Raw genomic sequence first — 22,088 nt, 5'->3', positions numbered from 1 at the left:
AATGATCGCGAACTTGTCATCGGTCGACGTAACTACCTGTTCGCAGGAGCAGATTCTAGCGGCGAACGTGCCGGCGCAATCTACAGCCTCATTGGCACCGCAAAACTGAACGGCATCGATCCTGAGGCATATCTACGCTTCGTGCTCGCACGCGTTGCCGACCATGCGATCAACCGCATCGACAAACTCGCACCGTGGGTCGTTGCCGATCAGCTCCGCACCGCAGTCTGAGAATCCCGATCGCCAGTCAAGACGTTGCTGGTGCCGCGCTTACGAATCAGCCGACACAGAAGCCCCCCTTTTTTGCGACGACTGCGGGTAGCGAGGCCGCCGCCACGCACATGGCGGCGGGCCAAACGACAACGAGCGGTGGCGGATCATTATTGAGTCTTCTGGACGGTAACACCGAACGGGTTCGCGCCGAGCGCGTCCTCAGCTGTCGGAAGATCTAGTACCAACCTATCTGTCTCAAAGACACACGTTTCAAAAGCAATTAAAGCTGCCCGCCTCCCACCCAATGTTCTATGCGTGTTCGGATCAGAGCGCCGTGTATCATTTCGAGTTGCTGAATCGCTTGACGAACTAGCCGTGATGGTCGGTGTGGAAAGGCTGATCAAACATGCGGTAGTGCTTAGAGAACGACAAAGCCTGACTGTCACAGAGATTTTCGATTCATTGCTCTGCGGTGTACGGCCAAATCACATACCAAGACGGGTCAAATTGCCAGTGGGCCGAGGTGGGCGCCATATTCGTATTGAGTCGTTGGAGATTGGAAAGATGATATCTCGCCTAGACAAACTCGAGGCGGCGTTGAGTATGACCGTGCGAACAGTCGGCCTTTAACGCTGATTCTCTGTGCTCCGATCGAATACCTTGACGGCAGGAAATCAGGGGATCTATTGCCGGAGCGTCAAACGAACCGAATGAGATCGTTCGATTCGATGCGCAGGGTACCGAACGCATCGCAACCCACCGTCCCTTCAAACGTCGATCTTGCCGTGTTTGGCTTTATTGAACACGTAGCCTGCGAACCCGTCTTTCAGATCCGGATATCTCTCGATGGTAAGCTCGGCCAGCTCGCCCGCTGGATCAATACCAAGCCGACGCAGAGTTAGTTTGCCCGCAGGGCTGGTCTTGTACGTCCGTCTCCAGTCCTCTCGCTGCCGAGGCCCCGCAGCTTCGTATGCTCCCCATCCGCGTCGGATTTCGTCGACCCTGCGGTCCTGCGCGTGCACGTCCTGAGCAGCAATCCGCAACGCCATTCGAGTTGTGGCCTGCTCCTTTACTTCAGCCTCGCGTTGCTCGGTTAGAGCGAGATTCTCTTGTACCTCGACCATCTTGCGCTCGGCGTCGGAGATGATCCACCCTTCCTTCAATGCCTTCATGAAGAACCCCGCTGGGCTCTTCGACACCTTACCCAATTTCAGACTGAAACGCGTGCGTTCTATTGCCTGACCCAATCGTTCGTCAGTATAGATATCACGCTCGGCGGCGATTTGGTTTAGCTGCGCGCTGGACAGACCGAACTCCTGCTTCAACGTTTGGTAAATCACTTGGGCTTGCTCGTGCGTGTACAGCGCACGCTCCGACATCTCTTTGCGCTCAATGCGAAATCTCAGGCGTCCAATCTTGCGGGAGCCTAGTTCATTTCGCGTCTCGTACGAGAGTGTCAGGTCCGAAACCGCATTGATCTGTTCCACAGCCGGGGCGAGCCAGTCACGTTTGAAATACTTAAACTCGTGTGCCTTGGCACCCATCGCACCCTGCCATGAGCGCAATTCGTCGAGCATGAGCCAATCAGTTCCACCCTCGTCAGCATAGGGAAGCAAGTGGTCATACATGACTCGCGCGTAGCTGAGCGTGAAAAGAGAGGTGATACGCAGGCTCAGCCAATGCGACTTACCCGGCCCACGGATTATCCCTATGAGATCGGGCGGGACTCTGAACTGGAAACGGCCACCTGAGTAGGATATGCGGCCGATCAATTGGACGGAGCCAAAGGGCTTTTCTCCATCAACGTCCGGCTCGGCAGTTGCTTGGATTAAAGCTCTCTGTGCTTCCGTGATGACCTGCTCAAGATGCATGTTGTTGCGACTCGAATAGCGCATGAGCCACTTGAAATAGTCCAACTCCACGTCGTACAGATTGCGCACCTGCTCTTCCTGCGCGACGATGAAATACGCCGCGTCGATCAGACGTCTAGCCGCCACACCCAAATCGACAATGCGAATAAGGACGTTCTTTCGCGCGAATCCAACATCCGAGCGCGCCGCATCGACAGGCAAATCCTCAGCGGTCGCGTCGTCGAATAAAGCTAGGGCCAGTTGCCTTGACGTGGCCACCTGCCCTGCTATCGCCATTAGGCCTCCCAACTCGATATTCAAGGATGATATGGAGCGGTACGGTACCGGCGGCAAGGTGCCGTGTCAACACAGATCACCTCACCTTTCGGTTTGATTTAACACAAAACGCCTCACCTTTCGGCAGGGTACTCACATTTCGTCTCACCTTAGAACTCAAAACACTTCACTTACCTCGACAATTTGTCTCACTTTGCTGTGGTAAACGGCTCACTTTAATGCTCAATTAACATCACCGCCGACACAAAACATCTCACCTTGCCGATCTAACCAATTGATTTTAATAGAAAATAGATGTTTTGTTGTTTGTTGTTTGTTGTTGGTTAGTTTTGTGTTTCTATAAAAACTAACTATGTTATTCAGTAACCCAATTGCAATATGAAACCTAAGCTAAAGACGCTGTTGAGCTTTGCTCGACTCGCGCGACAGGATGCAAGAACGATCCAAAGACTGCTCGGCAACCTTCTCCAACGATTCGACGGATCCCCAAAAAGGTGAGGTGAATTGTGTGGTCGAGCAATGAAGGAAGAATGTCGATAGCTTTCGACGGCTAAGGTGAGGCGTTATGTGTTAAGCACCGCGTTGAAGGCCAAATTCTGACATGCTTGCCAAGCCTCTTTTCTTGGCTCTTCGATACTTAGACACATTGCGATTTCATTCAAGTTGTTGATATTAAACGAATTTTATAGATTGAAACGGATACGCCAGCCCAACCGAAAATTTTGATAGCTATTATGCGGCTCGATGAGTATTCTACGGTTTGGCGAAGTAAGAAAGTAAAACCGTAAAAATGGACGGGGAGTGTTGAGAAATTAGCTCACCGTGGACAAATTGAGGACCAGTGAAAATGAATTTGAGCGAGTTACCGGGCATTGATCGTCGCGTGAAACTCTCCAACCTCGGAGAGTTTGCTGAGCGCTTGTCGGTCATGGCAAACGAACTGCGCGACCAAATCTTGGCACCCCGACCGCGCAAGAATCCGCCGGTCTTTACCATCGGTGAATTGTCGGAGTTATGTGGCATCGACCGCCAGAAGATTAATTATTTGGCGACCAAGGAGGGAGGAGAGCTGCCTCCGGGAATAGCACATGGCACTGGAAGGGCACGCATCTTTTCGCTGAGAGATGTTCGGACGTGGGTACAGCAAGTATCTGACATTTATCAGACTCCGCTCGTTACAGGTACTCGCGAGCATCGAGGTCGAGTGCTGATCACGGCCAACTTTAAGGGAGGCTCATGTAAGACTACGACGACAATGTGTATCGCCCAAGGGTTGAGCCTACGTGGTCGCAAGGTACTTGTGATTGACCTTGATCCGCAAGCATCCCTGTCGGAACTATGTGGTTTATACGCAGAAAAGGATGTCACGTGGGAAGACACAGTGCTCCCGTTCATCTATGAGCCAAATATGGAAGGTGGGTTGGCATCCAAAGTGCAAAGCACGTATTGGGATGGGATTGATGTGATTCCAGCTCATAACTACTTGCATGACGCGGAGTTTCACCTTCCGACAGCGCAACAGACAAACCCGGGCTTCGAGTTCTGGTCTGTACTTCGGAAAGGAATTGAACCGCTTCGGGCACAATACGATTACGTTATCCTCGATACAGCGCCCTCTCTCTCCTACATGACCCTTAACGGGCTGATGGCAGCTGATTCAATGGTCATGCCGTTGGTTCCCGAGAGCTTAGACTTCATCTCTTCGGTCTCGTTCTGGTCGCTTTTTGCGGAAGTCGCGCACGGCTTCGTTGAACACGAGGTAGATAAGACCTACGACTTCATTTCCGTTCTACTTTCTAGGGTCGATTACGGTACTACTTCATCGGCGCCGGTTGTGCGATCTTGGTCGCAGCGCGCATACGGGGATTGGCTCCATACAACTGAAGTCCCGGCAAGTTCCGTAATGAGCAACGGTGCTTTGGCTTTTTCGACAGTTTTTGACCTTTCGCGCTCTGACGCCGTGGCTAAGACATTGGCACGAGTTAAGCAACCGCTGTTGGACTATTGCAAATGGATTGATGATCAGTACGTGACTCAGTGGAGGGCAGGACAATGAACAATCTTCGTGAACGCATGATGAGCCAAACTGCGGAGGTTCGAGCGGCGAAGGACATTAAGCTTGACCAACAGCACGACAAACCGGCAAGTCCTCGCACCGCGCCTGGTATGGCGGGCGCGTTGGCGCAAGCACAACAGCGGATCGTCGAACTCGAAAGGGCTGGCTCAACGTCCGAAGTTCCAGTTACGAACATTGTTCCGAACCCTTGGCAACCGCGACAGTTATTCAACGAAGTGAAGTTAGCTCAATTGGCTGAATCGATTCGCGAAGCAGGTCTGGTTCAGCCGATCGTGGTTCGTCGAGCGGCGCACGGCTATCAGATAGTGGCTGGTGAGCGGCGTTGGCGTGCCCATAAAATGATCGGCAAAGAGACAATCAAGGTTGTCATTATTGATCTCTCAGACGAAGAGATGGCGATGTTGGCCCTTGTTGAAAACGTGGCTCGTGAGGATCTGTCGGATTACGAGGTCTCACGTTCCATTCGGCGAACGGAGAAGGAGTTTCCTAACCGAAAGAGGATGGCAGAAGCTCTGGGCGTGTCACGCTCCGAGCTATATCGGTATCTTGCTTTCGCCGATTTGCCGGATTTCGTTATCAAGGACCTCGATGTTCAACCACGACTTATTGGTGCGCACGCAGCTGAAGACGTGGTGTCAGCGCTTCGAGACAAGAACGCGCGAGCATTTGAAGTCGCTCGTGACGTCTGGGCGCGAGTCGTAGCCGGAGATCTGGATCAAACGAAGCTTGCGAAAGTGATTCGCCAGGAGACTGAGAGTAGCGAGAATGTGTCTGGCGGCGTTAGCGATCGAAGCATTGAAAAGATTTTTGCGGGGAAAAATCAAGCTGGATCGATAACGAAGGATGCCGTTGGTTTCACTGTCAAGATCAAGGCAGGTATGCTATCCGCTGATAAGGAGCAACGGATCCGGATGCTCATCGCAGAACTCTTTTCCGCAAGCAGTGGCATTTCCGATTGAGTCGGATCTCCGTCCGGTGTCCCCAAAGGGGACACCGCCTACTGTTGATCCCCTCAGCGATAATGACGGCCGCGGTGTCCCCATTGGGGACACCGCGGCCGCAATCAGCGATGTCCATGATGACGGTAGCCGAATGCCCCTATTGGGGATATTCATCTGGCGCACGGCTTTTTTGAGCGACAGATCGCCTAAAGTACAGACGCATAATTTTGACCGACGGCATGTCCACTTGATGTAATGGAGGCGCGTCCGCTTCCAGGTGCGAAATGCTCGAAAACGGACCCTTAAGTGTCAGTTTGAGTGGAGACTTATGACACGGTGTCCCAAACTAACAGATATCGATCAGATAAGTGTCAGTGAACGTCTTTGCTTTCCCTGCAAATTTCGATCTCGGTAACGCATCGTTAAGTGTGAGTGCCGCTCAGGCGAAACCAAATGCTCATGTGTTGCCGCCACAGAAAACGTTTCGCGTTCTCTTAAAGAACCCGGTTCTCCGGCAGCCCTTCTCAATACCGAATGATTGACTGTATCGATTTTACAGCGCGCCTCCGCGCGCCCATGGACCGTCACTGCGATGACAAGATGCTCAGGACTTGAGTTGCGCAACGCGGAGTGTCAAATCCACCTTTTGAAATAGCACTTTACCTTAACACGCACCTGCTACCGTTCCGCCTGCATATAGATTGGCGTGGTCTACCGCGATGCGCGCCCGAGGATGCGCAGGACCATGTCCACCCGCACGTCGACGGCTGTCATCAGGTTTTGCGTGCCTGAAATAAGTCGCATCTGGGTCCATGTGACCATCGTGGGTCAGGACGATATGGGAAAGGCGCACCTTTCCCATGTTTTTCTATACGCGCTCGGCTTCTAGAATAAAGCGGGTCAGCAATGGCGTACTAGTCACGGCGTTGAAATTGAGTCTTCAATTGCATCAAGGCGCGCGCAGCGCATCGCAGGTCGTAGGACTGATGGGCTCGATCCCTTCCTTGTTGCCGTAGCCAACACGTGCATCTGTTGAATTGCTGTCCCATTGTCGTCGAGCAGCGCAGGCGACCATTTTTCACGGAGCGCGTTGGCCAATTCCTCATGGTGCAGTCCCGAGTCGCCACCTACTAGGGGCGCGACGCGTTCCGTGTGTCAGTATGCGATTTCGGGGATGCCGCACTGCACGTCAATGTAGGTCTGGACTTGACGCTGCCGCTGACAAGGCAGGACGCGGTTGACTTGCATTCCCTTAATTCAGCCAGTAATCAATGGGGTGTTGAACCCGTTCCATGGATTGCCGGCGAGACAGCGTGCTTTTGTGAGATCCGCAGCGCGTATTTCTGGGTGTCGGTGCTCATTTGCGCCGACGTGAACGGACATCTCTGACCGCTCGTGCGGGACGGTTTCTAGCCGACAGGCGTTGGGATTGGATGCTCAAGAAAATCTTTGCATGCCTGACAGTTGTTGACTCGGATCAAACTGAGGGGGTACACGGTCACCGGCTGCGGCAGGGAACGCTCAAATTCCTTTGTGTTGATCTGAGTTTATGGAAAAGTTGCAACCGGTTCGTGCCAACTGCGCTCGACGGCACATGGCGAATCGTTCTCCGCCCTAAAGAGATGAGCATGTAACGTGCTATCGGTTAGCACAGTTCGCCGACGGGCGCCTCCCGAGGATTATCCTCTACGATTACCTGCTTCCACACGCTGAATGATTGTGTCTACGTGACTTCGCAACCAAGCCACAAGATGACGCGTCCGGTTATTTCGTTTCAAGTTGCCTTTGTTTTCGCCGTCAGACAATTCACCGCGACGCGTCAGGTATGCACAACCTCAAAGTTCTTGTGCTGGGGTACCAACAATTGCTGACGGCGACGCATCGAAATACACCGATTCGTTACTTTGATCGAGGGCTTCGAGAAGCCGATTGTAGTCAGCATGCCGGGTATAGCGGTCGACCGAGATCGGAGGATAGTCGAGGGTATAGAGGAGGGTCTTCACCCGCTGAAGGAGAGGTCGATTGCAGATAGTCGAAAAGCTGACCTTGCACGTTGGCCACCGCCCGATTTGCTGCGAAATATTATTTCGGACTACTGTGAAATTACCTTTCGAATATGTGGAAATCGGAAGGGACCTCAGAAATGTCGCACATGGCCGTACAGGTGCTGCGTTCGGTTTCGTGAAACATCGGGGAAAAGTAATAGATCCCGTCGCAACCTATATCTGGCAGGGGGTTCATAGAGTTGCCGAGGGATTGTTTCACGGACACTGACGTAGCAGTCCACCAAAATTCACCGGGAAGACTGGCACGATGGCTCTATCTCGCTGGGTTTGATGGGATGTATTGAACATTACGTAATTTGTAGGAATTAACGGTCTTTGTGTCTGTTCGGTTTTGCGCGGCCTCAGCCTCTCTTTTGCTACAACGGGAGCATTTCCGCGCTGAGGAATGTGATGAATTCATCTAGTTTTGGTGCGCTGCCGCCAATGTGAGGCTAGACAGCGCGACTCGACTCGACGTGTTCAGTCCGTCGCTCGAACGTTGGCTGACCCGGTTCGGCCGCATCGCACCCAAGCTTTGGGCTCGTCTTGAGTTCAACCCACAGGTTGGGACCTATTGCGGACGGGCTCTGCTGATATCGGAAGGGCCGCATCGAACGGTAGATCTCCAGGGCGGAGCTGCTGATGGCGGGTGGATGCCTATATCCCGCGATCTTTGGAATCGGCACTGCTCAAAAAAGTGCCGGGCTCTATCCAGCATCCGAGATGTGGTGGCGTGCCAATTTGGTGACCATGCCGAACATCCGTACCAATGAACTCGACGACGGCGAAACGCCGCTGGCAAACCGGTTCGCCATACTTGCGGTACTTGGCTGCCAAACTTGGGGCGCCGGGGACTGTTTCTTCCGTCGCGATCTGATTGCGTGTCGCGCCGGTATGACTATGGGGGCGCTCAAACAGCAATTCGTAGTGCTCGATCGGTTGTTATGAGGAGCTACAACCTGTCCGCTCATTCCATTCTCTTCGGCAGGCTGAAGTGTCCGTTTATTGGCATACACCCGTTAGGCACGCGGTGACTCGATGAGACCGTGACCTACGGTACAGTGCGCTTTGATCGCCTCTCGATTCTGGCCAAGTTGGCGCACCATCCAGTGGCTGCTTGCTGACGAGGACGCCCTCAGCGATCGGGCGAAAGCACTCTCCGCGCAGTGCGTGAAGGCGATAACACTATTCCTCAACAGGGCCGCGCTGTCGAATGTCATTAGACGGGAGCGTCATAGCAGCACAATTTGCTGTATGAGCGACATGCTCCCGTCGCGTGCGCCGCTGGTGGAGGAGCGAACAGTACGTTCACCCAGGTGCTTGGCGGGTGTCCGCGCACATCGCCCGCTGGATTTGACGCAAAGTATGCCGCATACAGCCAAAGATCGAGGAGGTTAATTGCTAGCTTTGGCGTTTGTATGCTGGTTTTCTTGTTCAATTTCGCCTAGCTGGTATCCATGGTCCATGGATATCCCTTCAACCAGAGACAACTCGACGAGCGGTCGCTGGCTGCACATGCACGAAAGGTCGCATATCGTGAATTCGAAGCCAAGGCTTGTACATAGGGTGCACAACAGGTTGGGCATCGCCGACTCCTCGGCGCCGGAAGCGTCTAGAAAATCGCGGGCGTTGTCAAACGTAGTCTCAAGTCGATACAGCTTCGGACACAAACGCAATCGTAATCTAGACAGCGTCAAGCGGTACGGCCGGTCAGCGCCAATTATCTTGGCCGGTCGACGGGTGTAGTTGTCGCTGGGTAATTGTCGCCGGCGCGCGCTCTGTTTATCGCTGGCCTTACGGCGGCGATAGCTTTCAACGTTCAGCTCGAAGATTGTTGAGTGATGCACCAGTCGGTCGATAGCGGCGACGGTCATGCCGGGGTCGAAAAAGACATCGTTCCAGCCCGAGAAGGGTTGGTTTGCTGTAATCAGAAGGCTTTTGCGTTCATACCCTTCGGCGATCAGCTCAAACAGCACACTGGTTTCGGCCTGGTCCTTGCGCGCGTACGACAGATCATCAAGGATGATGAGATCGAAGCGGTCGAGCTTCGTGAGTGCGGAAGGCAATTGCAGGCTTTGGCGCGCAGCCTGCAGCTTCTGGACGAGTTCGCTGGTGCGCATGAACAGCACCCGGTAACCGGAGTCAATCAGCGCGTGTCCGATGGCCGCCCCCAGATGACTCTTGCCGGCACCCGGCGGCCCGAACAGCAGAATCGTGGCGCCTTTCTCCAGCCAGGACTCCCCGCTTGCCAGTGTCGTGACATGCGCTTTCGAGACCATTGGCACCATGCCGAAGTCGAAGGTGGCGAGCGTCTTGGTCGGATTCAGATGAGACTCGGAGCGGTGCCGCTCGATACGTCTTTGGGCACGTTCGGCCAGTTCGTGCTCGAGCAGCGCGCCGAGCAGCCGTGCGGCCGGCCAGCCTTCCTTGTCTGAACGCTCGGCGAACTCGGGCCACAACCTCCCGATTGTTGGCAGACGCAACTCGTTGAGCATCAGGGCCAGACGGCCGTTGTCGTGGGCGGGCGCGTTCATGCGGCCACCTCGTCGAGCAGTTCGTCATAGACTGAGACGGGCGGCATCTGTACCACCACCTCGGGACACAAGGTCTGACGCGGCGCGAATTCGTCGCGCAACTGCTTCAGATCGGGCAGTTCACCGGCTTCGAACAACGTGTCGAGCCGCTCGGCCAGCACGGCCTCTACGCCGTGGCGACCCGCGAGTTCAAGCGGGCCTACCATGATCTTACATGCTTGGCGTTGCGTCAGTTGCGCATCCAGCCGTTCCCAGATTCGACGGTAAGCCTCGTGACGAAACAGTGCATCACGAAACGCGAGGCCCTTGAACGCCTGAGCGAGTCGATGAAGTGACGGTAATCAAGCGCGTGGCGGTTGTCGGCGGCACGGGAGCCTCGTGGGGTGCTGTGCACCAGTGCGCCAGACTGGTAGCAGTCGAGCCGGTCACCATAGATTCGCACCTTCAACCAGTGGCCGATCAGGCGCGATGGCGCACTGTAGAGGATGCCGCGCACGGTAAAAGTGCTGCAGCTGGTCACGAGTGCTTCGTCCTCGACGAAGTCAGTGGTACGACGTTCAGGCAGATTCTGCAGTTGTTCGCGCTCGATGCGAAACGCAGCGGCGTTGCGCCGGTTCCGACGCATTACCACCTCACGTACGAATTCATCGTAGGCGACACGGTCAGCGAAGTCGCGATGGCCTCGAAGCATCAAGGCCTGGTCGACCGCTTCCTTCAGATACCGATGCGAGGATTCCACACTTCCGTTCTCGTGACCCAGACCGCGATTGTTACGCGTGCCGTCCATGCCGTAATGGTCGAGCAGAGCCGCGTAACGCGTCGTGGTCATCCTGCCCGGCCAGGTTCCGGAAGGCGGCCGACAGGCTGTCAGTGCGGTGTTCACGCGGGCAACCTCCCGCCTGCCATAGAGCGTTCTGCAATCCGGTCGCGAGGGCTTCGAAACTCTCACCCCCTCAACCACGTTTGCATACTCCCAGCGCGAGAACGCCAACACGAAGTGGTACAGCCGGTGGCTAAACGGAGCGCCGCCGATCGTCACGCACAGCTTGTCCATGTCTGTGAAGTCCGACAGTCCGCGCACGCCGGGCTGATGCTCCTGGGGGGAAGAACACCTCCTGACTGGGACCCTCGGTAGCCCGCCACTGGCGAATACGCCGCTCCAGCGTACGCCGCATGCTATCGGGATAACGATCCAGATGATCATCTTGCAGCTTGCGCAGGACCGTGATGCCCATCAGGTGGGGTGCGTTGCACAGCAATGGAACGACTTCGCTCTCCCAGACCTCGGCGAACGGATCGGGGCGGGTCCGCCACGAATGCCGTGGCTTCTGGGATGGCAAGGTTGCATCACGTTCGATGCGGCGTGCCGTATGCCGAAATCGCCGGCAAGATAATGACGACGCCATTTGAACAGCAGATTGGCGTTGATGTCGTGCTTGCGAGCGATGAGCGCGGCCGACGCGCCCGGCTTGAGCGTCGCCTCGACAATCTGCCGCTTGAACTCGACCGAAAAATTGGGTCGCTTGGACCGTTTGGGTTGAGGAGAGCGGCCCACTGTTGCGTCCACCATTCATTTGGTGGGCACCAAAGTAGCTAAACTCAACGACGAAATCTACACGGTATTGAGGACGCGCTTACGAAACAACGACACTCGTCTTTCTGGTAGATGGTGATCCGAACCTGCTTCGAGCAAGCAAAACGCTCGTTACTTCCGATGGATATCAGGTTCGCACAGTAGTGGACGGATTTGATGCGCCTTGCTCGGTGGCGCAGGAGAAACCAGACCTGATCGTCTCCGATGTAATGATGCCGCGAATGGATGGAGCCGATTTGATCTGCGCCCTGCGGGGGACGCCAGCGCGCACCGATATACCGGTCGGCATACTCCCGGCGGCGGCATTTCCTCCCGGATTGCATCTACATGTGTTTTTAACCAGGCTGTTTTCTGCGGCCAAGTTGCTTGAGGTGCTGTGCGAGGTTCAGCCGCCCTGATCGAGGTCGTCTTAACGGTCAGATTCTTTCGGCTGCTGGCAGGCGTACAGGTCAGCTGTCTTTTGCCTGATGTCGTCATCATCTGAATTCTTCGTCGACAGCCGTAGATACGCGGCCCCGAGACGTCATAGTTCTTCTTCCCATGCATCCTCAATGCCGATGAGGTGGTTGGCAGCCGAGCGATGTGAGGACAGAAGTCCGTTAAGCTCGAGGTGTAGCGCAACGCTTCGCAAAGGAACGATGCGAATTCAAATTACCCTCCATCAGTTGCGGCTAAGTGAACATACTTCGCCCGGGTTTTAGCGCACCTTGTCGCACTTTTTTTGTCAAACGGCCTTCTGTCCAATTCCGAGTCCAAGAACACTCTGCACGGCTTCGATTCGCGAGCCTACGTTTAGTTTTTCGAAGATATTCTTCAAATGCCATTTGATTGTCTCCGGCGCCAGCCTCATGGTTCGGCCGATTTCCTTATTCGAGAGGCCGCGGGAAACGTAGTTGATTATTTCAAACTCTCTCGCAGTAAGAATAGTCGACGACGTTTTCACCATTTTGACAGGCCGAAGAGATACAGGTGGTGAATTGTCGAGGTCGTCGAAGGCTGCCAGCAATCTTTCAATATAGGCGGCTTCGGCGGGAGAGACGTCTTCTGAGACTTGGCGAAACCTTTGCAGTAACGTGTGCACAAGTTGCCCTTCATCCACGAAACTGTTAATCATGCCACTTGCCCTTCCGATGCACAGCGCTCGTCCGAGCGTGACAAGCGCCCTTTCAGAAGCTCCGCATTGTTCTAGCGCGCGGGAAAGCAGCACGGAAATAACTGTTTCATGACAACGCAAGCCCGTAGGGATCACTGTATCCAGCGAACGTTCAAGAAGCGCGACGGCCTCAATTGCGCGGTCCTCTGCTATCAGAACGCGGGCCTGTAGAAGGCAATAGTATGTCCAGGTTTCCACGGCGGACCCCATCCGCTCGTCGCACATCATCGGCGCGCTCGTGCTTAATTCGTTCGCGATTTGCCTGGCCTTGGTAACGTCACCGTCGTCCAGGAGCAGTCTTACTGTCTCAGCGTCACATGCTAACTTGAGGCGTAGCCATTGTCGGCTTATCGCGACTTGTCGACCGTCTTCGAGAATGGCCAGCGCCGAACCCATCTCCCCATCTCGCCACAACAGGCGTGCTGCAGAAAGGACATGTCGGGTCAGCGCACCTAGCGGGGTGGTTTCTAATGCAATGGACGTACGACCCGCAATGATCTTCCGTGCCTCAGTCAGCTCGTTGCACTCATAGTAGATCGCAGCAAGGCAGCCGGCCACCCAGGCCGCACCGGTCGACGAAGATCCTAACGCCTCTTCGGCACGCTGGAAAGTCGCCTCAAAAGTTCGCCTTGCTACAGGCAGCTCGCCATGTACCAATGCGGCATGACCGTACACCGTGTCTCGATAGATATCCGAGTAGTTCGGGTCCTGACTATAATCTACTCGGGATTTAGCGACATTCCACATGCGAAGGATCTGATCAAATCCGCCTCTGTACATCAAACCAAAATATTGCGCAGATTGCGCGTAACGTTTTACCCACGGTGCCACTGGCGCCATTGAGGCCTCGGCGGCGCACCCGAGTTCAAACGCACGTTCACTCTCATCACACATACTGGCGATCAGTGCGCTGACCGCGTTGATCTCCGCCAATGCGGCTTGTTCGGCCATGTCGCTATCATCCCGACGCATCTGATTAAATTCATTGGTAACAATATCAATTTCCCTCGATGCGAGAGTGGGTTGAAGCGAAAACGCGAGCGCCCACGCTTTCGCGAGGCGCAAACGTAACTGTCCCTGAACGACATCCGGGGGAAGTTTTCCGATCCAACCCAGCAACGCGTATGGGTCACCGCGTTCCAGCATTTCCATCGCGCAGTTCTCAGCCCACTGCGCAGCCTGCTCGATTTCACCCGCGGCTAATGCGTGCCTGACTGCTTCGGGCCACAGACGTGCTCCTGCAAACCATTGGGAGGCACGGCGATGCAGCAAAGGAACCAGTTGCGGCATCTGGCGGACAAGACGTCGCCGAAGCGCGTCGGAGAGCAAAGCGTGATAGCGGTACCAATCTTGTGTTTCATCCAGTGGCCGGATGAACACGTTATGTTCCTCAAGCCAGACAAGCTTTTCTCCGCTTTCCTTTCCGCCCGTGACTGCATCACACAACGCAGGAGTGAGTCGTTCAAGAATCGATGTATGCAGCAAAAACTTCAGCATAGGCGGCGGTAAATGCGCCAGCACCGTATCGTTCAGGTAGCGATCAATTCCGGAGCCGGTTCCGGCGAGGTTACTGGCGAGTCTGGCCGCATCGCCTCCCCGGCTCAGTGAAAGAGACGCCAGTTGCAAACCTGCCACCCACCCCTCAGTCGCCTCGTTCAACAACTCGACGCTGGTCCTGTCGAGCAACACAGTTCCCGTCTGGTCAAAAAACGACTGCGCATCATCGATTGAAAACCGGAGATCGTCGACGTAGATGCGCATTAGCTTTTCCGGGGCTCTAAGCTGACTGAGCGTCAGGGCGGGCTCGGTGCGCCCCCCGAGCAGGACGTGCATGTTTTCGGGTGCATAGCGCAATAGACGGGACACAATCGAAAGCACGGGCTTCGCGGTGAGGCGGTCTGCGTCATCGAGCACGAGGAAAACGCTTCGACCGCACGCTGCGATCCCGTTCAGGAGCACCGAAATGACAGTGCTAATGGGCGTCAGTGCATCGTTATCCAGGAGCCGTTGTGCCTGCCAGGCGATGTCCTCCGATGTCCGGGAAAATGCCGCCACCAGATACGCACCGAATTGTTGCGGGTCATCGTCTTCTCCGTCGACACTAAGCCAGGCAACAGGGTGCTTTTGGTCCGACAGCGCTTTGCTCCATCCAGTAAGCAAGGTTGTCTTGCCGAAACCCGCCGGCGCGGTCACGACGGTTACCCCGCGCGTCTCTCGCACACGCAGCCGCCTGAGTAATGGAGGCCGTTGCACGCAGCCCTGAGGAAGACGTGGCGGAATCATTTTGGTTTGGATCAGCGACACGCTCCATTGGCGGTCTGGACTGTCCGAAGACATTGCCATGATTGTTCTCCAGCCCCCCAACGACCGTCCGTAGGAGGTTTCAAGTGGCAAGGCGGATGTTTTATTATCCTGCATATTGAGATTTATGGCGCAGGTCCTCGCGAGTGCGTGGGGAAGCAGGGGTGAGATATTCATGGGATCGCGGTGCGCGCCGGGAGACGTTGTCAGGTGAAGGGGGCGGATGGCCTGCTTCACGATAAGACAGGTAGGTGTTAGCGCCGATGTAAAATTGATCCACCCGCCGAAGTATGCTTAACCCATCTGGGAGAGGATGGTAGCTTTTGCCGCCGATGCTGACTCATGAGCAAGCAGCGGAAATCAAGGTATTGGCAAGACGGGGTCGGCGGTACGGGAGATAGCGTGGCAAATGGGCTAGTCGCGTAACGCGGTGCGGCGCTATCTGCGCGACGAGCAGGCGACCCGTTACAGGCAACGCGAGCGCCACCCGATAGCAATGACCGGCCTGTCGTTCACTCCTCTTGCGGTGCCCACCATCACTGGCCCGGTGGCTCTTGCGGATGCGCGATGCCGATGCCAGGCTGATTCGCTCGATGTCACGCAGAGGATGTTCGCCCGATAATGCGGCCTGCGAACGCTTCTTCGGACGCCTCAAGACGGAGCTGTTTTATTCCCGGGACTGGCAGGCCACTAGCATTGAGCAATTCATTGAGGTAGTTGACGCGTACATCCGCTGGTATAAAGCGGATCAAGATCTCGCTTGGCTCGCCCAGTCCTCTCGAACACCGGGGGAGCCTCGGACTTGCGGCATGATCGAGCTCAAGATTTCTGCCGCATCCCAAGCTGGGCGCGGAGCACAGTCAGGACAAGGCTATCCGGCAGGATATCTGAGGTTGTCCCGGTTCGACGGACGGAGTTGCGCAGCCACCTCTGAAGGGCGTTGAAGTTGAGTCGTAGTTTCAGATGCGAAAAAACCAGACGCTACTCACTGAGTGTGAACAGCCGTCTGGTGACCTGTTTAAGAGCCGCTAACACAACCTGGACATGAGGCCATGAACGCCATATCCATGTCGGCATGGCAAGACGAAAAATCAGTAACGAACTATGGGCTGCGCTGGAACCATCGTTTCCGGTGTTCAAGCCATCGCCCAGAGGCGGGCGCCGACGCAAGGTTGACGAGCGGGCTGTATTGAATGGCATCCTGTATGTCCTGCAAACAGGCATTCCTTGGGAAGACCTGCCGCAGGAGCCCGGTTTCGGTAGCGGCATGACATGCTGGCGGCGGTTGCGCGACTGGCAGGCCGCAGGCGTGTGGGACAAGTTGCATCTGGCGATGTTTCGCCGATTGCGCCAGCATGACCAGATCGATTGGGGACGGGCGAGCCTGGACGCGCCCAGCGTTGCTAGCCCCCGGGTGGCCAGGAAACCGGGCCCAACCCAACGGACCGTGGCAAGCTCGGGACAAAACGACACCTCGTTGTAGATGCCCGGGGCGTTCCCCTGGCGATCACGATCACGGGTGCCAACCGGCATGACTCGATAACCTTTGAGCGCACGGCCGATGCGATACCGGTGGTGCCAGGTCTGCAAGGCCAGCCCCGCAAACGCCCGCACAAACTGCATGCGGACAAGGGTTCTGACTTTGCCCGCTGCCGGCGGTACCTGAAACAGCGAGGGATTACGGCGCGCATTGCCCGGCGCGGAGTAGAAAGCAAGGAACGGCTGGGACGGCATCGCTGGGTGGTCGAGCGCACGCACGCCTGGTTTGCCGGTTTCGGCAAACTGCGCATTCGTTTCGAGCGGCGTCTCGACATTCATAGCGCGTTGCTTTCCTTGGCTGCTGCCGTTATCTGTTCGCGTTTTGTTGATGACTTGTGTTAGCGACTCCAAATGTGTATGCCGACTAGGATTGGTTGAACCCGAACGAATGCCAGCAAAGATGTCAATGAAGCAGACCATGCTTCGCGACGAGCTGATCTATCTGCTCGCCTACAATAGGAGCCGAGATGTAGTAGCCCTGACAATCGACATGAGCAATCGTGCGCAGCCATGCGAATTGCGCTTCTGTTTCGACACCTTCAATAACTACCTGTTTGCCGAGGCGCTGTGCGAGTTGAATGAGCGTTTCGACTACGACCTTCGATTTCGAGTTTTCCTGAATGTCCTTCATGAACTTGCGGTCGAGCTTCAGCGTGTCGACGCCAAGCCTATGAAGGAGAGAGAGTGACCAGCACCCCGCGCCAAAGTCGTCGATCGCGACGCTGAATCCCGATGCCTTGAGAGCGTCGATGGCCGTAACAAGTGCATCGATGGAGCCCGGGTTGGTAGTTTCGGTGAGCTCGATTTGCAATCGGTGTGAGTCAATCGAGCGGGTGTCGAAGAGTTTTGCTAACTGAGCTGCGAATTCCGGACGACCAATTTCACGGGCAGGGAGGTTGATCGCCATAGAAAGCGTGTCGTAACCGCGTAGCGTCCAGTTGGCGAGTATCTCGGCTGCCTCTGTAACGATATAGTCGGTAAAACGCTCTGTCAGCGGAGAGTCTTCCACGATGTTGATAAACGAAGCCGGCATGAGAATGCCGCGCGATGGATGCTTCCAGCGCAAAAGGCATTCGAAGCCGGAGAGCCTAGCTTCCTGCAATCGAAGTTTCGGTTGATAGACGAAAAAGAATTCCTTCCTCGTCAAGCCATGTTCCGCGTCTTCGATCCTGCAGGACTTGCAATTTTCTGCGGGAATGTGATTCATCGATGTCTCTAAGGAGCGTCTGTCGTGGCCTTGTATCGGGTCACTGACTCGCCCAATGCAAGGAAGTCACCGCGTCCTGTGCAGCACCGGCGCACTCGTTTCGGAATCGATTCATTGAGGTGCATTTAGTACGCTATTCCATGTGGCCCCACTTCTCGACGGACGTTGATATCGACGGCTAGTGGGTGACTCGACATGTAATGCTATCCATTTAAACCGTGCAGGTTGTGAACGTTTGAAAAGCGGTACGGGAGCGTGGATGAGCTTTGACTTTGCCCTCTGTTTCACGAATCCCATAGCCGGGGTAGTCAGGCCGCTTGCCCTTGCTGAGCGGTGGGCCAGCCCGTTCCGAATCTCATGGGACTGACATCGTTCAATGTTGAATGAAACTGACGGGCATTGTAGAAAGCGCGCCGGTCGACAACTTCGTCCATTGCCGCACGTCGCGTCGCGCGGTGCCGACTGTGCAGTCGACATTTTCAGTGAACCCCGCAGACTTTCGCTCGACGCATTCCCAACAATCGCCGCGTCGGCTCATCGACGAACGTATGCCGTACGCCTTAAGTGCATACTGAAACAGCCTGCTGCAATGACGCATGCCGTGCTGTGCCATCAGCTTACGCACGCGCTCCCTGCCTACGCATACGCCGCGAGCAAGCTGTTCTTTCCACATGCGCGGCCAGCCGTACTCGTCTTTAACCTCTGCCTGAATCGCCTTGATATGCGCCAACGGCGCAGCGTCGCTCGCACGGCTTCCTGTTCACTTTTGTTTACCTGAAGCGTTGAGCGGCGCTCTACGATGAATTCATCGTGGATTTAAAGACTTGGAGACGCTGTCATCGAGTCGCGGAATTTTGGGGAAATTGTGTATTCAACGTATTCGGCTGACAGGTTTGTGAGGGGAGTACTACTGGGAGCTTTGGTTGGATGGCTTGTGTCTGCGGCCGTCGACTTTTGGGGCTTGCCCTTTTCCTTGGGGCAGCGATTCGTTCTGCGCTTGGTCGTTGAAGGTATGGTGTCGGCTTGTGTCGTGCTGCCGCAGCCGCTGTTGTTGAAGACGGTTCTGCGCGAAAAACGCGACGCGTTCATGCTGGATGAGGACGTGGACGCGATGCTGCGCGGGCGCCTGCTTGGTATTGCAGGTGGGCTGTGGGTGGGAGCGACGATCAATAGCATGATGTTTTGAATTCGCACGGCTTCAGGGGCTCTGCCAGGTTGATGTGGAGGCGGGGGTAGGATGAGGCGATGAAGAAGAGAAAAGTCCTTCATCAGGGCCACCGCTTTCCCGCCGTCGTTATCAGCTGCGCGGTTCGCTGGCATTTCCGCCTCAGCCTGAGCCTGCGCGACATCGAGGAGTTGTTGCTTGAGCGTGGTGTAGTGGTCACGTACGAAACGATCCGTTGCTGGTGCGAGAAGTTCGGCACCAAATTCGCGCAGTGCGCGAAAGCGGCGCAAGCTGGGCTGCACATGGCATCTGGACGAAATGTCCGTGGCGCCGCGCGATGAGCCGTATCTGTTGTGGCGAGCGGTCGATGAGCACGGTACTGAACTCGACGTGTTGGTGCAGAAGCGGCGCGACAAGGCTGCGGCTCGTATAGTCCGCATGCCTGCACGACGTGTGTATATACCGAGAGCGAATGGGAAGCTCAGGCCGCTTGGCATTAATGGGGATCCACCAAGGGCCACGGACGTCGATCTGACGGGCGGCGATCTGCCCCTGCTTGATCCAATAGTGAACGAAATGGATACTCATGCCGAGCTCGCTGGCGAGTTGCTTGACGGTGACTTCGTCAGGCCGTTGCAGGCGAGCGGTAGGTATGGCGTAGCGATAACGAATCCACTTGACCTACTTCGTTGCTCTGCCGTCAGGACGCGAGTCATCTGTGCCCGGAACTTCGCCGCCTCGGCTCTGACCTTGTCGACACGAGTCAGAGCCTCGTTCCATTGGCGTTTGAGGCTGGCGGCCACGAGACGGTTGGCGAGATCGACCTCCTCAGAGCGACGCTCGGCCAGGGCACGCTCGTATTCGGCGCGCTCGATGCTCATTGCCACCGGCGCATACGGCCTAGTCGCGCTGCTCGAGTTCATCGACGGCGGCCAAGGCCAGCTCGAGTTCCGCGGGCTTCAGTACCTTGAACATATCCTCGCAGATCGCCTCGTTCAGCGAGTCTGTGCGGACGCTGAAGCAGCTCATGCTGGCTAGCTCCTCCCTCACAATGCGCCTAGTTGCACTCGTGATCGGATAGAGGTCGCAGTTGCCACGATATAGCGTACGGTCAAGCGCGCGGCCGCGACCGCCGCAGATCAGCAGGCAGGACAGGACTCTCGCGTGCGGCGCCGCAGAGGCGTGGATGGAAAGGAACTATCTGAGCAAGAAGGTGCGGAAGGACCGGTGGACGTGGAACTTCGCGATTCTCTAGCCGCGTCCGATTACCGTTCGAGAAAGCCGGCAGTGGAAACCAGCTATCGCTTACCGTCGGTATGCAGATAACTTTGTGATCGTGGTCAAGGGAACTCGTGAACATGCCTAGGCAATGCGAGCCGCGAACAGCAAGGAGTCCGCCATGACTCAGGAGCAGCAGGTCACCCGTGCCAAGGTTGGCATGCTCGAGCTGGCCCTCGAATTGCTCGCTTATGTCAGGTCCGTATCGTCAACGGGGTCCTCAAACCGATCGTGGCGCGGAATACTGCGGCAACCCGGGGCATCACGACTCGATTCGCTGGAATTCGCCAGGAAAACACTCATCCCCCATTGACCGCTTCTTCTCCATAGCCCTGACTACCTGTCAGATTGAGTTCCGACTAATACAGCCTGTGAATCGCACACACGAGCGACAGCTAGCCCAAAGTCCAGGGGCCGCGTCTTCCGATCGCGGCCCCTGGATATGCCATGCTCCTAGATAAATGTGCACTGCCTCTGGGGGCGTACTTCCCTGTCTGTTACCAGGAGTACCCGATCCCTCCATTGACCATCACACGCGACCCGTTGACCGTGCTCACCCCCATCTTGACGATTGTGTTCGGTGCGACCCGCGCACTCGCCCCGACAGCAACCGCGGTGTAGCCACCATAGTTTCCGATACCGGCGCCCACCATCAGTGCCTTGCCTGGCTCGACCTGCGGCAATCCTGCAAGAGCGCCAGCCATCGCAACGCCCGAGTACGCGTTGCGTGCCGTGCTGTTGATACCGTCTTGCAGCGCGCCGAACTGTTTGTCGGTGTAGGCGTTGGCCGCTGCTTGAGCAGCGTTGAGCTGATTTACGTTCACCGCATCCGTGCCTTGCGTGCCCGGCGCCACGTTCGTGATCTGTCGCTCCTCGCCCGGCGCGCCGACTGACACCGTGTTCGCTCGATCAGCCACTGAGCCTGCTCCGATCGCAGCGGAGTTGCTCGCTGATGCAGTCGCGTTGGGTCCCAGCGCAACTGCGTTGGTGCCAGACGCATTCGCGTTCTTGCCTGTTGCAATAGCGCTCGCACCCGATGCCTGAGCATTTCCTCCTATCGCCACAGCATCAGCGCCTGTCGCCGTCGGGCTCGAGGCCGACGAATTGGCCTGAAGGAATCTGCTGCCGCCGGTCTGACCGCCCGCGATGCTGGTACTGAGTGAGTTCACCGTGCTCGCGATCGTCGTTACTCCACTCGACAGCGAGCTGATTCCAGTCGAGGTTGAGCTCGACAGGGACGTGACCATGCTGTCGGCGGTACTCAGGCCCGTCGAAAGTGACGCCACGTTGCTGTTGGTCGTGCTAAGGCCCGTCGACAGCGATGCCACGTTGCTATTCGTCGTACTCAGACCCGTCGACAGCGAGCTGATGCCGGTCGAGGTCGAGGTCGACAGCGACGTCACGTTGCTGTTGGTCGTGCTCAGACCTGTCGACAACGAGCTGATGCCGGCCCAGACCGAGCTCGACAACTGGGAGAGCTGGCCGTAGTTCACTGCATCAGTCGGGTTAACGCCAGGCGCAACATTGGTCAGCCTGACCGGTGTGGTCGAACCCGCGCCGCCTAGCGTGACAATCGTATGGCTCGGGTCATCGTATTGAACAGAGTTAGCGACGCCGGTGGACAGCGAGCCAATGGCCGTAGAAGTTGAGGTCGATAACGTTGCGATGTTGCTGGTGACAGTATTCAGGCCGGTGGACAGCGAAGCGACGTTGCTGTTGGTCGTGCTCAGGCCGGTCGACACCGAGCTGATGCCGGTCGAAGCTGAAGTCGACAGCGAAGCGACGTTGCTGTTGGTCGTGCTCAGGCCGGTCGACACGGAGCTGATACCGGTCGAAGCCGACGTCGACAGCGAAGCGACGTTGCTGTTGGTCGTGCTCAGGCCGGTCGACACCG

Annotated in this window: 11 protein-coding genes and 9 pseudogenes; 9 read left to right on the top strand and 11 right to left on the bottom strand. The window is 56.2% G+C overall.

Annotated elements, in window-relative coordinates:
• Positions 1–6: 6 nt before the first annotated feature.
• Positions 7–231 (top strand): annotated as a pseudogene (locus B9Z01_RS33130) (transposase domain-containing protein); the annotation flags it as partial.
• Between the two features lie 749 nt (positions 232–980).
• Here B9Z01_RS33130 and B9Z01_RS33125 read toward each other — a convergent pair.
• On the bottom strand, positions 981–2,360 hold the full coding sequence (locus tag B9Z01_RS33125; RefSeq protein WP_085489746.1) for a replication initiation protein: 1,380 nt from the start codon (positions 2,358–2,360) through the stop codon (positions 981–983).
• An 847-nt stretch (positions 2,361–3,207) separates the two neighbouring features.
• Here B9Z01_RS33125 and B9Z01_RS33120 point away from each other — a divergent pair.
• From B9Z01_RS33120 to B9Z01_RS33110, 3 genes are all read left to right on the top strand, one after another.
• Complete coding sequence (locus tag B9Z01_RS33120) at positions 3,208–4,416, top strand: ParA family protein (RefSeq protein ID WP_085489745.1); 1,209 nt, start codon at positions 3,208–3,210, stop codon at positions 4,414–4,416.
• A complete protein-coding gene (locus B9Z01_RS33115) occupies positions 4,413–5,396 on the top strand; it encodes a ParB/RepB/Spo0J family partition protein (protein ID WP_085489744.1) in 984 nt (327 codons plus the stop codon). The genes B9Z01_RS33120 and B9Z01_RS33115 overlap by 4 nt, the downstream gene beginning before the upstream one ends.
• Positions 5,397–8,065: 2,669 nt before the next feature.
• Positions 8,066–8,371 carry a hypothetical protein gene (locus B9Z01_RS33110; RefSeq protein WP_085489743.1) on the top strand — a complete coding sequence of 102 codons (306 nt, stop codon included), beginning with the start codon at positions 8,066–8,068 and terminating at the stop codon, positions 8,369–8,371.
• Between the two features lie 785 nt (positions 8,372–9,156).
• On the opposite strand, the pseudogene istB reads toward B9Z01_RS33110, so the two are convergent.
• The 3 pseudogenes from istB to B9Z01_RS36825 form a co-directional block, all read right to left on the bottom strand.
• Positions 9,157–9,957: pseudogene (istB, locus tag B9Z01_RS33105) on the bottom strand (IS21-like element helper ATPase IstB); the annotation flags it as partial.
• Positions 9,954–11,402: pseudogene (istA, locus tag B9Z01_RS35970) on the bottom strand (IS21 family transposase); the annotation flags it as partial. The pseudogenes istB and istA, both read right to left, overlap by 4 nt.
• Positions 11,399–11,527: pseudogene (locus B9Z01_RS36825) on the bottom strand (IS66-like element accessory protein TnpA); the annotation flags it as partial. The pseudogenes B9Z01_RS36825 and istA, both read right to left, overlap by 4 nt.
• A gap of 89 nt (positions 11,528–11,616) precedes the next feature.
• On the opposite strand from B9Z01_RS36825, the gene B9Z01_RS33090 reads away from it, so the two are divergent.
• Entirely contained in the window at positions 11,617–11,949 is a 333-nt protein-coding gene (locus B9Z01_RS33090; protein WP_085489742.1) for a response regulator, read from the top strand.
• Between the two features lie 326 nt (positions 11,950–12,275).
• Here the strand turns inward: B9Z01_RS33090 and B9Z01_RS33085 are convergent, their stop codons facing one another.
• Positions 12,276–15,047 carry a winged helix-turn-helix domain-containing protein gene (locus B9Z01_RS33085; protein ID WP_085489741.1) on the bottom strand — a complete coding sequence of 924 codons (2,772 nt, stop codon included), beginning with the start codon at positions 15,045–15,047 and terminating at the stop codon, positions 12,276–12,278.
• Between the two features lie 453 nt (positions 15,048–15,500).
• Between B9Z01_RS33085 and B9Z01_RS33080 the strand changes: the two are divergent.
• Both B9Z01_RS33080 and B9Z01_RS33075 read left to right on the top strand, forming a co-directional pair.
• A pseudogene (locus tag B9Z01_RS33080) lies at positions 15,501–15,818 on the top strand (IS3 family transposase); the annotation flags it as partial.
• Positions 15,819–16,080: 262 nt separating this feature from the next.
• Positions 16,081–16,886 (top strand): IS5 family transposase gene (locus B9Z01_RS33075; RefSeq protein WP_143809136.1). Its coding sequence is split into 2 segments (ribosomal slippage): positions 16,081–16,411 and positions 16,411–16,886, totalling 807 coding nucleotides; the frame shifts between segments, so codons are not numbered across the junction.
• Between the two features lie 61 nt (positions 16,887–16,947).
• Here B9Z01_RS33075 and B9Z01_RS33070 read toward each other — a convergent pair.
• Positions 16,948–17,751: an EAL domain-containing protein gene (locus tag B9Z01_RS33070; protein ID WP_085489740.1), complete on the bottom strand. Its 804-nt coding sequence runs from the start codon at positions 17,749–17,751 to the stop codon at positions 16,948–16,950.
• A gap of 308 nt (positions 17,752–18,059) precedes the next feature.
• Positions 18,060–18,502: pseudogene (locus B9Z01_RS33065) on the bottom strand (helix-turn-helix domain-containing protein); the annotation flags it as partial.
• Positions 18,503–18,685: 183 nt separating this feature from the next.
• Between B9Z01_RS33065 and B9Z01_RS35300 the strand changes: the two are divergent.
• Together B9Z01_RS35300 and B9Z01_RS33060 are read left to right on the top strand one after the other, a co-directional pair.
• Complete coding sequence (locus B9Z01_RS35300; protein ID WP_143809135.1) at positions 18,686–18,937, top strand: hypothetical protein; 252 nt, start codon at positions 18,686–18,688, stop codon at positions 18,935–18,937.
• Positions 18,938–18,996: 59 nt separating this feature from the next.
• A pseudogene (locus tag B9Z01_RS33060) lies at positions 18,997–19,345 on the top strand (IS6 family transposase); the annotation flags it as partial.
• A 471-nt stretch (positions 19,346–19,816) separates the two neighbouring features.
• Here the strand turns inward: B9Z01_RS33060 and B9Z01_RS36745 are convergent.
• The 4 genes and pseudogenes from B9Z01_RS36745 to B9Z01_RS37020 form a co-directional block, all read right to left on the bottom strand.
• Positions 19,817–19,945, bottom strand: coding sequence for a hypothetical protein (locus B9Z01_RS36745; RefSeq protein WP_275937541.1), 129 nt, complete (start codon positions 19,943–19,945; stop codon positions 19,817–19,819).
• A gap of 746 nt (positions 19,946–20,691) precedes the next feature.
• The gene (locus B9Z01_RS37090) at positions 20,692–21,111 is read right to left on the bottom strand and encodes a YadA family autotransporter adhesin (RefSeq protein ID WP_244196236.1); all 420 of its coding nucleotides are present in this window, start codon (positions 21,109–21,111) and stop codon (positions 20,692–20,694) included.
• Positions 21,112–21,123: 12 nt separating this feature from the next.
• Positions 21,124–21,240, bottom strand: a pseudogene (locus tag B9Z01_RS37085) (adhesin); the annotation flags it as partial.
• A 6-nt stretch (positions 21,241–21,246) separates the two neighbouring features.
• Positions 21,247–22,088: pseudogene (locus tag B9Z01_RS37020) on the bottom strand (hemagglutinin); the annotation flags it as partial.

The sequence above is a fragment of the Paraburkholderia susongensis genome, from assembly GCF_900177725.1.
Classification (GTDB): domain Bacteria; phylum Pseudomonadota; class Gammaproteobacteria; order Burkholderiales; family Burkholderiaceae; genus Paraburkholderia; species Paraburkholderia susongensis.
Note: the sequence above shows the minus strand (reverse complement) of the source record. Positions and strands in the feature narration are given on the sequence as shown.

Excerpts from the sequence above, each read along its gene's own strand:
- B9Z01_RS33110 (WP_085489743.1), top strand. The coding sequence starts at position 8,066 with ATGGCGGGTGGATGCCTATATCCCGCGATCTTTGGAATCGGCACTGCT.
- B9Z01_RS33125 (WP_085489746.1), bottom strand. The coding sequence starts at position 2,360 with ATGGCGATAGCAGGGCAGGTGGCCACGTCAAGGCAACTGGCCCTAGCT.
- B9Z01_RS33070 (WP_085489740.1), bottom strand. The coding sequence starts at position 17,751 with ATGAATCACATTCCCGCAGAAAATTGCAAGTCCTGCAGGATCGAAGAC.
- B9Z01_RS33085 (WP_085489741.1), bottom strand. The coding sequence starts at position 15,047 with ATGGCAATGTCTTCGGACAGTCCAGACCGCCAATGGAGCGTGTCGCTG.
- B9Z01_RS33115 (WP_085489744.1), top strand. The coding sequence starts at position 4,413 with ATGAACAATCTTCGTGAACGCATGATGAGCCAAACTGCGGAGGTTCGA.
- B9Z01_RS33120 (WP_085489745.1), top strand. The coding sequence starts at position 3,208 with ATGAATTTGAGCGAGTTACCGGGCATTGATCGTCGCGTGAAACTCTCC.
- B9Z01_RS36745 (WP_275937541.1), bottom strand. The coding sequence starts at position 19,945 with ATGAGCTGCTTCAGCGTCCGCACAGACTCGCTGAACGAGGCGATCTGC.